Raw genomic sequence first — 12,055 nt, forward strand, 5'->3', positions numbered from 1 at the left:
AAAACCAAAAAGCCTGTACGTGCTTCGTTCAGGCTATCTGGTTTAGAAGAAGTTGAATTTTTGTTATCGCTGTGCCACGAGAAGTTCTGTCTGTTGTGGCTGCTGCAGAAAAGCTCTCTCATTTACATCGCCGCTGCCTCTCATGTAGCCTACTAAAGCAAGAGCAATGGCCGTTACTAAGGCAATGATTAAGGCTGGTAAAAAACCATCCACTTTAAAATTTTTAACCAGCTTATCTACCAGTTTAATCATGAGGGCGGTTACCAGCAGGCTTACCAGGGCATTAAGCAAAAAGAAGGTAACCAGGTTCAGGATGCCACCTATAATCCAGCCAAGTGTAGCATTGAACAAGCCAATCAGGAAAGCCACCCACAGTGCCGTTAGAAAACTTTTAACGTGCACGCTGGGCAATAAATAGGCCAGTAGCAGAATCACACCGGCGCTTACAAGTAGGTTTACAATAAAATCCATAGTTTTAGTTAGTTTAATTGTTGCCACTAACTACGCATACTTTTGCTAAATGGATATTTACACCTATTGAAAAGCCCCTCTCTTCTACTTTAGCTTCTCCTGGAAATTTTTCTCCAGTTTTTTCATTTTAGGCTGCATCACCGACCTGATATAGGGATTATCTGGATTGCGCTTGTAAAAATCCTGGTGGTAATCTTCTGCTAGATAAAAGGTCGTAAAGGGCTCCACCTGCGTTACAATCTTACGAGAGTAGGTTCCTTTTAAGTTAAGCTGGTTTATATAACGCTCTGTCTGCTGCTTTTGCTCAGAATTGTGGTAAAAAACAGCCGATCTGTACTGCTCTCCAACATCGGGTCCTTGGCGGTTTAGTGAGGTAGGATCGTGGGTGGCAAAAAAGACTTCCAACAACTCCTGATATGTAAGCACCTTTGGGTCATAGAATATCTGTACGGCCTCGGCATAACCAGAATTGCCTTTGCTTACCTGCTCATAGGTGGGGTTGGGTGTAGTTCCTCCAGTATAACCAGAAACAACATGCTTTATGCCCTTAAGTTGCTCAAAATAACCTTCTGTGCACCAGAAGCAACCACCGGCAAACGTGGCTATTTTTAAGTTTGCTGTGTCCACTGGCATATCCTGAACTGATTGCACAGAGACTTCTTGTACATGTGTTTCGGTGCCAGCCTCTGTACAGCTTGTAAGGAGGCTAAAGACGAAGGCAAACAGAGGGAACATTTTCATAAAAACAGTACCGTAAATAACTTAACTATTTATTGCAGACCGTGTTTTTTGTCGGCAATAACTTTATCAAACTCCCATTCCACACGCTGCCTGAAATCCACGCGACGCGAGGTGCAATTATGTTTCTCGCAGACTGTGCACGACAGTTCCACACAGGGGTCGGTATGTATGAATAACTCGATACCAGGATCAATGTTTTCGCGTACAAGTTTAGACAACGCGTCGACCTCATCATGCGCCTCTAATACTGTCAGGTACCACGGAACCGTTAAATGGCAGTCTATATGCAATTTAGCACCGTATTTAATAACCCGTAGGTTGTGAATGTCTATCCAATTATTGCGGCGGTTAGCATTGAGCACTTCTACTATTCGCTTTAAAAGCTCGTAGTCGGCTTCATCCATAATGCCTGCCACAGAGGAGCGTGTAATTTTGAGACCCGTATAACAGATAAAACCGCCAAAAAGGATTGCGACTACACTATCGAGCCACATTTGTTTTGTAAGGTAAATCAGCAGCAGCCCTACTAGAATGCCAGCTGTGGAATAAGCGTCTGTTTTAAGATGCCTCCCGCCTGCCACTAATACGACCGAATTGCTATTGCGCCCTTTTTGCTCGGCTAAATACCCGGTGGCATAATTCACTATACCCGACCCGGTAATTAGCAGCATGCCATAATCCAGTTGCTGCAGCGCTACCGGCTGAAAAAGGTTAACAACTGACTTCGCAATGATGAAACCACCGGCCACCATAATTAAGGAGCCTTCTACAGAAGATGCTATAAATTCTATTTTACCGTGCCCATACGGGTGGTTCTCGTCTTTAGGTCGAGCCGATATAACCAGGCTGTAAAGCGAGAAAAGTCCTGCCACTACATTAATAATGGACTCTAACGCATCGGTGAGTATGGCATTGGAATTGGTAAGGAAAAAGGCAACAAACTTAGTAACCAGCAATACCCCTCCCACCGTTACCACCAGCATCTGAAACCGGATACTTTCACTCAGCCCTTTGAACATGCTATTCTTTTAAAAAATATGTAGCTCAGCTCCGCATGACCTGTCCCCTGACTAAGCTGAAGACAAATGCCGGCACCTACTGAGCCAAATTAAGGGCAAAGATACAGAATAAGGATAAAGCGGCAGGCATAAAAACCAGGCCTGCCGTATGCTACCATCAAATAATAAACTGCTATTCTAATAATCAGGCCTTTATATTTCCGGCTAAGATTAAGACAAGGTATCACTAAGGTCTAACCAATTGGGGTTCATAGAATCGATCAGGCTGATGGTCATGTCCTGCGGATTCTCCTTTAACTGCCGTTCGCGCTCCATAGCTACTGCCTCTAAATTGTAATGCTCATAATACACCAGATTAAGAGAAGTTTCGGCAGGATTGGAAATCGAATGGGGTGCAGTTGGAACAGTCTGCTGCTCGAGTTGCACAGGGTCATCAGCTACTCCAATTTGAACTTGGGAACGTTGCTGATCGCCATATATACAAACAAAGTAATGGGTGTCTTCTAGGGTCATGGTTAATTCTGTTTCAGATAAAACGCAGGAAGGGCCTGCTAAATTGTAAAAACTTATGGTTCAGGCTTCTGGGGCTCTTTGTTTTCCAAAAGTTGCTTAATAGACGTAGAAGCCTACTGAAGGTTGAGCAGCCAATGTCTTGTTTTTAAATTCTTTTTTTCTATAAAAACGTTTTATAATGTAATTACACAAAAAAATATCTACTTAACTCTGCACAGCCAGCATCGTACTTTCAATGTAAGTTACAAACTCTCTTAGCAAGAACTGTGGCAAATTATTCTAATGAATTAAGGCTTCCGGAGGCGAAAACATACTTTTGGTACGTTGGCCTACTCCTTTTTTAGTTTGGTAAAGAGCAACAGTAAAGTCAATTTAAAAAACAGCAGCAATGGCCCTGAATGAAAAACTTGTTACGAAGCTGAATAAAAAATATGCCCCTGACGCACGCATAGATGATAGCTACAACGGAAAAGACCTGACTTTTTTAACTAATGAGCTGGGGGAGCCCGTAACGTTGTTTATAGGCAAACGAAAAGAAGATGGGGCCATTACCGGGGAGCGGTACACCCGTAAAATTGTAAGGAAACCGGGAAGCCAGGAGATACTGAAAAGTCACTGGGACCTAAAGGGAAAAGTAACAAAATCTACTTAATTACAGCGAGCCATATTCCTGCAAGTCAAAATCTTTGCCCTTGCCGTACTTCAGAAGGTCCTCCAGCAGGTATTTATCGAGCGTGTGCAGATCTTTTACCTGGTACACATTCTCCTCCGGCATAGCTATAACCTGAAAGTCAAATACCTCCCCGTAGTTTTTTAAACTATACTTCTTCCCAATCCGCAGGTTATCAAGTGAAAGCGCCATTTAATGTTATTTCTAAAATAAGTGGAGCTGTGAATATACGAAGCATCTGCTAAAAATAGCTGCAGATAAGTTTAATTCCTTGCGCTTCCGGTCCTGAACGGCCATCTTTGCAGCTAAATAAAGGCAGGCAATTTGGAATTAGAGTTGATTTATGAAGACGAGCACTATGTAGCCATTAACAAACCAAACGGGCTACTAGTGCACCGCACTCGCATTGCGGAAGAAAAAAAGGAATTTGCTTTGCAATTGCTCCGGGACCAGTTGGGCTACAGGCTGTACCCGCTTCACCGCCTCGATAGAGGGACATCGGGTGTCTTGCTTTTTTCTAAAAGCCCTGAAGCTGCAGCGCCCGTAGTAAAAGCATTTGAGGAACAGCAAACAAATAAAACTTACCTGGCTATTGTTCGCGGATACACCGCAGAGGCTGAGACAATAGACAATCCGATAAAGCCTGATAAAGATCATAAACATAAAGCACCGCAAGATGCGGTAACCCATTATAGCCGCCTGGCTACCGTAGAACTGCCTATACCGGTAGGCCGATACAGCACCTCCCGCTTTAGCCTGGTGCAGGTAAAACCGGAAACGGGCCGTATGCACCAAATCAGGAAACATTTTGCCCATATCCGGCATTATATTATCGGCGATAAACGGCATGGCGACTGGAGACAAAACCTCATGTTTCTGGAAGAATTGAAGAGCCCATACTTGCTGCTGCACGCTGCTGAACTTCAGTTTTGGCACCCTTTCCTAGAAAAAGAAGTAATTCTGCAGGCGCAGATGCCAGCCAACATGATAAGGCTCTGCCGGCAGTTCGGCTGGCAGCAGGTGCTGGAAGAGCAGCTTTATTTGCCTCAGCCTATACCTTTTGGCTAAAGAAAAGCCTTACCACCCTCCGTTAAAAATAAGCCTAAAAGGCTCCAGAAGGGTAAATTCATTATAAAAATTGGATTAGGCAATCTACACCTTCGCTGATCTGGCCATGATCATTGACCTAAGCTTTTCTAGTTGTTGTTTTTCTTCTGTGGTAAGGTTACTAGGTAATGTAACGCCAATGTTTACATACAGATCACCAAACTGCTCTGGTTTATTGTACACAGGCATACCTTTCCCGCGCAGACGAAGCGTTTTTCCGTTTTGGGTTCCGGCAGGAATGGTGAGTCTTATCTGTCCACTTAGAGTTTTCACCTGTGCTTCGCCTCCTAGAATGGCTGTAAACATATCAATAGGAAGAGTTGTATACAAGTCGTTTTCTTTTCTTTCGAAGTTAGGGTCCGGCTCAACTTTCACTTGCAGGAAAAGATCCCCAGGTGTTCCCCCTCCTACAGCAGGCCCGCCTTTTCCCTTTATTTTAAGTACCTGTCCATCTGCTACTCCAGGCTTAGTTGTAATGCGAAGCTGCTGATTTTCTAAGGTTATTAACCTGGAAGTACCTGTATAAGCTTCCGAAAGCGTAATAAGCATTTCGCCTTCATAATTTTGGCCTTTCTGGCTTTTGGAGCGGCCAAAGCCACTATGTCCTCCTCCAAAAAACTGTTCAAAAAAGTCTGAAAACCCACCGCCAAAAACGTCAGAAGCATCTTGACCGGTAAAGCCGCCAAAGCCTCCTCCAGGTTGTCCGCTATAGTGCTGCCCTCTACCTGCTCCTCCGGCACTTTGCTCATACTGCTTCCAGTTGGCACCCAACTGGTCGTACTTCTTTCTTTTTGACTCATCGCCTAGCACTTCGTAGGCTTCGGATATTTCTTTAAAGCGGTTTTCAGCTTCTTTATTGTCTTTGTTTTTATCTGGGTGAAATTGCTTAGCTAACGAGCGGTATTTCTTTTTTATGTCTGCCTGAGAAGCAGTTTTCTCTACACCCAGTATTTTATAATAGTCCCTGTACTCCATACCAAGTGGCGCTAAATGAATTATTTCTTTAAAGCAATACCTATTACCCCACCACCAGAAAAATCAAATAGAGGTGAAAAGAGGCTGGTTGTAATACGTTTTGATGAAAAGAAAGTAACGCATTTTTTTCGTAAACAAAACTTATTTACGAGTAAAATTTACTCTTCAATATAGACACAGAAAAACTAATTTCCAGAAAATGGAACATATATCCCGAAACGAAACAGTTTAAAAGAAAAAAATTTGTGCCAGTTTGTAGGAAAGCAAAAGTGGGAGCACATCAAGGCTAGATTAAGTAACTGTAGTCAAGTATGTTCCCTCTACATTTATTGACTTGTTTTATACTGCGTAGCTAACCATGCTAGAACGCTCATATATAACATTAACAACCACGGATTTAATCTCATTATTTACCTCAACATCCCGAACAAACACAAATAGTTTGTTTGAAGTAAGTTCATAGTGGCCGTCTACTGGATCAAGCTCATCATTTACAAAATCGTAAATGTTGTACACGTAAATAAATTCTTTCGTGTTATCATTCATTCCATCAATAACTACTACTCTATCTAGCTCCAGTGAGTCGCCGTAAATAACTGCATTTTTATCACTATTTTTAGATCTATTATTCAACCTGTATGGTACCTTAATAAAGCAGTTATCATCGCTGCGTTTTTTTATGTTTAGGATACTTTGCTGAATATTAAAATCCACAATTTCAGATTTCGAAGGCTCTCTGTCATATGAATTTTTATAAAAATCCATAATTATTTCTACTTCGCTTTCGTATTTGGCCAGATTCCAGTATGTATATTTCATATCAATTATTTCTTTTTCAGGTTATTATAAATTTTATCTTAATAAGAACTACTACGAGCAAACCGGTAAAATGATATTTAAATGTAAAAATAAAATTAATAAAGAATTCAACTAAACAAATAGTAAATTAATTCCTCAGCTCTAGGAAAAACAATTATCTAAGTATTGTTCGTTAGTAAAATAGAAAATATCATGCCAAGGCATTCATTCGGTAAGCAGTTTTCTCGAATTGTAATTATCGCGTTACTCTTATTGCTACCTTTCTAACAAGAATGAAATGAACCATGATAAGGTTTGTAGATGAAGGAAGGAAATAGTTAGAACCCTGAAAAGACGAGTAATGGAAAAGCATGTTCTATTGTGGAGGATAGCTAGGCAGTATTACTAGCGTGGGAATAAGGTGGTTTTTACCTTAAGGAAAAGGAAGGAGGCCAAGCTGTGTGTAGCATGTTAATTTGTTGTGATTAAAGTACTGAATGGCAGTCTTAAAATTCTAATTTCTGGAAGATAATCTCTAAGTCTGAGATTTGAATAAGAGAAAAAAAAGAGCGCCAGCTTATGCTGGCGCTCTTCCTAATAAAGCCCTTTACTTATTAGATGGTATCTGTTACAACTAAGAGTGCATGTATTACACCTGGAACGAAGAACAGCAGGGTGAGCAGGATATTAATCCAGAAAGATGAGCCTAGGCCATCGTGCAGGAACACAGCCAGTGGTGGCAAAAAGATGGCAATAATTACTTTTACAACAGTAGAAACACCACTGCCGCCGTTCTGACGCATTGTTTCGCGGAACTCTTTTTTCAGCTCTTTCTTTTCAGCTTTAGTCATGGAGGCAATTCGCTCTTTTGCCATGGCCATTGCTTCCGCTTCAGTTAATGTGTTTTCAGCGGTTACCTCCTCTGTTACAGCTGGAGCAATGGTGATAGGAGCCACTTTTTTAGTTGGTGCTACCGGAGCAACGGCTGCACTAGCTTCCAGCACAGGTTCAGTAACTGCTAACGCATCGGCAGAAGCTTTCTCCTCAGCAGCAGCCAGTGCAACTTCAGACAGCGAAACCATTTCTTCGGTGGCCGGAGCTACTTTTTGCTTAGCTGGTTGCATATAAGGAGCTTGTTTATGCCCAGCAAATTCATAATACTTAACAGAGTTACAAGCAAAGAGTAACTGCCCTACTACCATTACCATTACGAGGTGTAGTACACTTTTAATTTTCATAGTTACAAGATTAAGTGGTGAAAAATAAGAAAAAAATTAAATTAGTTAAGCATCCCGATGCCATTCATCAGAATCAATATAGCAATACTTTAATTTCCTATATTTTGTTTTAGTTTCCTGCCTTAGAAGCCGCTTTTTCACGAATGGATATCCAGATCTGCGTCAGTCATAATGGGTTTGGTAGCCTCTATTAGTGTATTTTTTAAAATTGATTTCAGTTTTTCCCAGGTGCCTTTGTTACCCAGGGGGAACTTTTGGTTTACTTCCAGTTCTATTCCTGCGTACTGTTCGTCTGTGAATTTGCGGCGAAGATACGATGTAAAGCCGTCTGAAATGCCCAAGTATGGATAATTGTACCGCACAGTGAGCGGTGGCGACACTTGCTTGAGAGAGGCTTTCCAGGATTTGCAAATTTCCTGCTCCGTCCTGCGCTTAGGATCGTAGAGCAGCCCGATATCTGTTTTCCTTATTTTCCCATGAAGCTCCGGCGTAAAAGTATGCACCGACACATGAATCACCTTTCGGCCGGCGTGTATCAAGTCCTGCACCATTTGCTCCACCTTTTCGCGGTACGGGTAATAAACCGTTTTAAGCAAATAGTTTTTTTCTTCCTCGCTCAAAGACTGTGTAATGTGGGAGAAAAGCTTCGGGTGGTGCCTGGACCGGTTAAGTTCCACCAGCAGGCGGCTGTCTTTGGCATAAAAGCTTACATCTGCTGCTAGTTGCATAGTCTCGAATAATTCGAGCGCTCCTATGTCATATCCTTCATGCGATACTAGCAGGTTCTCCTTTCCTTTAAAGTAACATTGAAATGCTGGCAGTATGTAATTACCACCGTGCTCACAAGTGAGTAAAATTTTTGGCATAAGCATTCAGGTTATATAGTTGTCCAAGGTTAAGACAGGTGGCCAGTTTCTGGTAAACGTGTTGTATTGCTTCCTGCGTGGGCGCTTCACCCAAACTATCTGCAATGCGTTTTGCCAGATTTCCCTGAGTCAGGATTATTTGTAGGGCAGCAAGCAACTCAGGCTGCTTATCTAAAGCACCTGTTTCGGCCACTACATATTTCCAGAGTTCGCCTGCTGTGCAGGGCTTGGCAGTTTCAAGACCAAAGCAGGCTAATAACTGCTGATCCTGAATCAGGGTCTCCTGTCCTGTATGAATGATCTGCAACAGCAAATCAGCCAACAGTTGTGTATCATAATCTTTTATCAATTCTACGGGTTGCCATCTTGATGCAACTAATGCCTGCAGTACGCCTGTGATGGCTTGCGCTATGGCAAGATCTGCCAGAGGACATTCCTGAATATCTATCAAGCGTATTTCAATGGCGTTCCGGGTAAAACGGGCAATGGCGCCGCGGGAGTTTACAAACTCTTCCCGCAATACCCCCTCCTCATCGTATGGGGCAACATCGGCATAAATTGGATTTAATATTAGCTCTTCGTACTGCTGCCGCGAGTAAACAGGCTCAGGAATGATCTTGCCAGCAATTGAGGGAATCTTTTGCTGATTATGCCGGTACACTTCAATACGAGTGTCCTGCAAGCCTGTTAATTTTCCTTCCATTATCGGAGAGGAAGCACTTAGCGCTGGAATGAGCGGCAACAAGAGCCGAATAGCTGCATGCAGTTTTGCAAATTCCTCATCGTTAGCAAAAGGCAAATTAATATGGGTGCTCTGGAGGTTCGACCAGCCATGGCCCCTGCAGTCGAATATCCGGTTGTAAGCTTCGTATACTGAACTGTATTCATGCTGCCAAAGCACTGTTTCAGTAAAAGGGTTCATTAAAGGATGCGCGCCAGTTGGTAGCAGCATGGCATTATACTTAGCAAGCATGTGGTTGATCTTCTGCACATGCTCCTGAAACTGCTCACAAAGTCCAACCAGCGAATTAGCAGGAAACTGTGTTTTAAGTTCTATGACATGCTGCACCAGCTCATTAGACCAGGCAATGGACCCAAATTCAACATCTGAAACATAGGCCCCTACTTCGTCATAAATGAGTTTGTCGGCAATAGGGAGCACGCGCAGTGAACTCTTATCCACGATCATGTACTCCAACTCAATGCCAAACCCTTCAAACAAGTGCAGCACCTTTTTCCTGCTATGCATCTGCCCTAAAATTTTTATGGTTATCGATACGCTTTTTGATGGACTTTAATATGGAGAGATATAAATCTTTTTTCAGTATCTGATCCTCATAGCCCGAATCTATGCTGGGGTTATCATTCACCTCAATGATGTAGGCTTTTCCATTTATTTCTTTTACATCTACACCATATAATCCATCACCTATCAGGTTAGCAGCTTTCAAAGCTGTGTGCATGACCACAAAGGGAACTTGTTCAAACGGTACTGTCTCTACAGCTCCTGCTGTATCCTGTCGCTTTTTACCTTGCCAGTTGTAGATCTGCCAATGGCCTTTGGCCATATAATATTTACAGGCATACAAGGGTTGTTTATCGAGAATACCTATACGCCAATCATAATCAGTGGGTATATATTCCTGCCCTATAATCAGCTCCGAATCTGCCAACATGTTACTTAGCTCCTCCGCCAGGCTATCTGCGTCTTTGGCTTTAACTACACCCTGCGAAAAAGAGCTGTCGGGCGTTTTAAGAACACAAGGCAGCCCCAGTTCCTTCACCACCTGATCGCGGTTCTCTTTGTGAATGATAATGGTTTTTGGAGTAGGCACTTTTGCTTTTGCCAGTAATTCAGCCAGATACACTTTGTTGGTGCACCGCAAAATAGATACCGGATCGTCTATCACCACCAATCCATCGGCGTAGGCTTTCCGTGCAAATTTGTAGGTATGATGGTTTACGGAAGTGGTCTCTCTTATAAACAAGGCATCGAACTCAGCCAGCCTCCTGTAATCATCTTTAGTGATGAGTTCTGCATAAAACCCCAGGCTTTCGGCAGCGTCCATGAAGTGCTGGATGGCTTTTTTATCTGATGGCGGCTCTTTCTCGTCAGGGTCTACTAAAATTGCCAGATCATACACCTTACGGTTAAGCCGCGCACCAGAAAAGCGGTGGCGGGCAAAATACGATTTAGCAAAATCCTCCAAGTACTTCCAATGGTGATCCGGCACCTCATTTATGGGGATAGACGATACACTCTGCAGCACCCACACATCTTTTTTTACAAATTGAGCTCTGAGCAAGGGGGCCTGAAAAAGGTCGTGCAGCTGCTTGCAAAGCTTTTCGTATTTGTTGGCCACATTCTGTCCGAAATAAATACTAAGGGTAAAGGTCTGAGACCGGAGCGAACCCAGGCTTTTCTTTATCAGATCCTCTATCTCCACCGTAATGGCCCTCACTATAGTCTGGGTCTTCAGGTCTTGCATGGTGGTCACACTCGGGATGGGCTTATGACCACGTGCCTCTGCCAATAACGATACATAATAACCTGCCGATTGATAGCGGTAAGTGCGGCAGAGGTTAAATATGCGCGCGTTTTTTATTTCGGTGTAGGTTGTGTCGGTTAGGTATTTCTGTACATCCACCACCTCTACATCTTCTATCGTGACACCCCAATCCTTGGGGTAATCTACCACAACTATCTTTCGCATGGTTTAGTCCTGAGGAGAATCTGATAAAGCTGGCTGAATAGCCAATAGATTGGCATCGTAGGTAGCCATGCCGAGCATAATTGAATTCAGGAGCCGCGACACATTCACCTCGTAATAGTTATTTTTAAAAAAGGGATTTTCTTTGTACGGATCGGCTACCACAATGTGTTTTTGGTCTTCGGCAAACCCGCAGAGCACTACAAAATGGCCCATCGGGAATCCTTGTACATCGTCGTAGACAGAATCGCCAAGCTTGTCGGTAAATTCTCTGGCGCTCTGGTACAGGTAAGTAGCGCTAAGGCCAGTGAGCAGCGGCACACCCTGTTCAAAATATTTCCGCAGCAAGCCCTTAGTGAGGTCGGTACATCGTAGTTCCCCTCCCAACTCCAGAAACTCTATGTAGGCATTGGTAGCCCGCTTAAACTTATTGCTGTGCTTTTTTAACAAAAGCTGCTCCTCCAGTTTCTGAATAATTTCTTCGTTCTCCAGCTTAAACCAGGTTGGGTCAAATACGTGTAGGTTGTAGGTGTAGATGCGGGCGCGGTAGCCCCGTTTCAGGGCATGGCTGGCCAGCAAAACTTCCAGCGTTCCGCCTTCGTCTAGATAAGGAACTTCTCTGATAACCTCGTTGAGTGGAATCGGATCGTTGAAATAACGATAAACCGCATGCAGGCTGGTGGGGCCGCAGGTGGAGTCGTCTGGTTGCGTATGTATTTTAATCGGGATCACAGCGACTTGTTAGCTTTTAAACTAGAACAATGTGCCCTTTATACGCGGACTGCAGGAGAAGTTTTCTTAAATCAAATTACTTTTAAAAATAAAGACATGACTCATCCCGAATTTTTTAAGCGGGAGTAGGCGATAAACTCATTGAGGAGATTTGCCAGTGCCAATCGGATCCGGTAAAGCGGTGTAGAGGCTTCTCTATACCGCTTTCCTGTTC

General features: G+C 43.2%; 14 protein-coding genes. 2 read left to right on the forward strand and 12 right to left on the reverse strand.

Going from position 1 to position 12,055, the window contains the following annotated elements:
• Positions 1-63 precede the first annotated feature (63 nt).
• From ACMA1I_RS20465 to ACMA1I_RS20480, 4 genes are all read right to left on the reverse strand, one after another.
• Positions 64-471 carry a phage holin family protein gene (locus ACMA1I_RS20465; RefSeq protein ID WP_337070337.1) on the reverse strand — a complete coding sequence of 136 codons (408 nt, stop codon included), beginning with the start codon at positions 469-471 and terminating at the stop codon, positions 64-66.
• A gap of 84 nt (positions 472-555) precedes the next feature.
• Complete coding sequence (msrA, locus tag ACMA1I_RS20470; protein WP_337070338.1) at positions 556-1,212, reverse strand: peptide-methionine (S)-S-oxide reductase MsrA; 657 nt, start codon at positions 1,210-1,212, stop codon at positions 556-558.
• Positions 1,213-1,241: 29 nt separating this feature from the next.
• On the reverse strand, positions 1,242-2,231 hold the full coding sequence (locus ACMA1I_RS20475) for a cation diffusion facilitator family transporter (protein ID WP_337070339.1): 990 nt from the start codon (positions 2,229-2,231) through the stop codon (positions 1,242-1,244).
• 210 nt (positions 2,232-2,441) lie between these two features.
• Entirely contained in the window at positions 2,442-2,744 is a 303-nt protein-coding gene (locus tag ACMA1I_RS20480; protein WP_337070340.1) for an excinuclease ABC subunit C, read from the reverse strand.
• Positions 2,745-3,132: 388 nt separating this feature from the next.
• Here ACMA1I_RS20480 and ACMA1I_RS20485 point away from each other — a divergent pair, with 388 nt between their 5' ends.
• Entirely contained in the window at positions 3,133-3,396 is a 264-nt protein-coding gene (locus tag ACMA1I_RS20485) for a hypothetical protein (RefSeq protein ID WP_337070341.1), read from the forward strand.
• On the opposite strand, the gene ACMA1I_RS20490 is transcribed toward ACMA1I_RS20485, so the two are convergent.
• Complete coding sequence (locus tag ACMA1I_RS20490; RefSeq protein WP_337070342.1) at positions 3,397-3,606, reverse strand: hypothetical protein; 210 nt, start codon at positions 3,604-3,606, stop codon at positions 3,397-3,399.
• A 132-nt stretch (positions 3,607-3,738) separates the two neighbouring features.
• Between ACMA1I_RS20490 and ACMA1I_RS20495 the strand changes: the two genes are divergently transcribed.
• Complete coding sequence (locus ACMA1I_RS20495) at positions 3,739-4,482, forward strand: pseudouridine synthase (RefSeq protein ID WP_337070343.1); 744 nt, start codon at positions 3,739-3,741, stop codon at positions 4,480-4,482.
• Positions 4,483-4,566: 84 nt separating this feature from the next.
• On the opposite strand, the gene ACMA1I_RS20500 is transcribed toward ACMA1I_RS20495, so the two are convergent.
• The 7 genes from ACMA1I_RS20500 to ACMA1I_RS20530 form a co-directional block, all read right to left on the reverse strand.
• Complete coding sequence (locus ACMA1I_RS20500) at positions 4,567-5,496, reverse strand: J domain-containing protein (protein WP_337070344.1); 930 nt, start codon at positions 5,494-5,496, stop codon at positions 4,567-4,569.
• A gap of 339 nt (positions 5,497-5,835) precedes the next feature.
• Positions 5,836-6,315 carry a hypothetical protein gene (locus tag ACMA1I_RS20505; RefSeq protein ID WP_337070345.1) on the reverse strand — a complete coding sequence of 160 codons (480 nt, stop codon included), beginning with the start codon at positions 6,313-6,315 and terminating at the stop codon, positions 5,836-5,838.
• Between the two features lie 593 nt (positions 6,316-6,908).
• On the reverse strand, positions 6,909-7,097 hold the full coding sequence (locus tag ACMA1I_RS20510) for a YqaE/Pmp3 family membrane protein (RefSeq protein WP_414703956.1): 189 nt from the start codon (positions 7,095-7,097) through the stop codon (positions 6,909-6,911).
• Between the two features lie 572 nt (positions 7,098-7,669).
• A complete protein-coding gene (locus ACMA1I_RS20515) occupies positions 7,670-8,398 on the reverse strand; it encodes an N-formylglutamate amidohydrolase (RefSeq protein WP_337070347.1) in 729 nt (242 codons plus the stop codon).
• On the reverse strand, positions 8,373-9,647 hold the full coding sequence (locus ACMA1I_RS20520) for a glutamate-cysteine ligase family protein (protein WP_337070348.1): 1,275 nt from the start codon (positions 9,645-9,647) through the stop codon (positions 8,373-8,375). The genes ACMA1I_RS20515 and ACMA1I_RS20520 overlap by 26 nt, the downstream gene beginning before the upstream one ends.
• Positions 9,640-11,112, reverse strand: coding sequence for a RimK family protein (locus ACMA1I_RS20525; protein WP_337070349.1), 1,473 nt, complete (start codon positions 11,110-11,112; stop codon positions 9,640-9,642). Before ACMA1I_RS20525 ends, ACMA1I_RS20520 begins: the two co-directional genes overlap by 8 nt.
• Before the next feature lie 3 nt (positions 11,113-11,115).
• Positions 11,116-11,841 carry a peptidase-C39 like family protein gene (locus ACMA1I_RS20530; protein WP_337070350.1) on the reverse strand — a complete coding sequence of 242 codons (726 nt, stop codon included), beginning with the start codon at positions 11,839-11,841 and terminating at the stop codon, positions 11,116-11,118.
• Positions 11,842-12,055: the final 214 nt, after the last annotated feature.

This window comes from Pontibacter sp. 13R65, assembly GCF_047525655.1.
GTDB lineage: Bacteria > Bacteroidota > Bacteroidia > Cytophagales > Hymenobacteraceae > Pontibacter.

Excerpts from the sequence above, each read along its gene's own strand:
- ACMA1I_RS20465 (WP_337070337.1), bottom strand. The coding sequence starts at position 471 with ATGGATTTTATTGTAAACCTACTTGTAAGCGCCGGTGTGATTCTGCTA.
- msrA (WP_337070338.1), bottom strand. The coding sequence starts at position 1,212 with ATGAAAATGTTCCCTCTGTTTGCCTTCGTCTTTAGCCTCCTTACAAGC.
- ACMA1I_RS20475 (WP_337070339.1), bottom strand. The coding sequence starts at position 2,231 with ATGTTCAAAGGGCTGAGTGAAAGTATCCGGTTTCAGATGCTGGTGGTA.
- ACMA1I_RS20480 (WP_337070340.1), bottom strand. The coding sequence starts at position 2,744 with ATGACCCTAGAAGACACCCATTACTTTGTTTGTATATATGGCGATCAG.
- ACMA1I_RS20485 (WP_337070341.1), top strand. The coding sequence starts at position 3,133 with ATGGCCCTGAATGAAAAACTTGTTACGAAGCTGAATAAAAAATATGCC.
- ACMA1I_RS20490 (WP_337070342.1), bottom strand. The coding sequence starts at position 3,606 with ATGGCGCTTTCACTTGATAACCTGCGGATTGGGAAGAAGTATAGTTTA.
- ACMA1I_RS20500 (WP_337070344.1), bottom strand. The coding sequence starts at position 5,496 with ATGGAGTACAGGGACTATTATAAAATACTGGGTGTAGAGAAAACTGCT.
- ACMA1I_RS20505 (WP_337070345.1), bottom strand. The coding sequence starts at position 6,315 with ATGAAATATACATACTGGAATCTGGCCAAATACGAAAGCGAAGTAGAA.
- ACMA1I_RS20510 (WP_414703956.1), bottom strand. The coding sequence starts at position 7,097 with ATGCGTCAGAACGGCGGCAGTGGTGTTTCTACTGTTGTAAAAGTAATT.
- ACMA1I_RS20515 (WP_337070347.1), bottom strand. The coding sequence starts at position 8,398 with ATGCCAAAAATTTTACTCACTTGTGAGCACGGTGGTAATTACATACTG.
- ACMA1I_RS20520 (WP_337070348.1), bottom strand. The coding sequence starts at position 9,647 with ATGCATAGCAGGAAAAAGGTGCTGCACTTGTTTGAAGGGTTTGGCATT.
- ACMA1I_RS20525 (WP_337070349.1), bottom strand. The coding sequence starts at position 11,112 with ATGCGAAAGATAGTTGTGGTAGATTACCCCAAGGATTGGGGTGTCACG.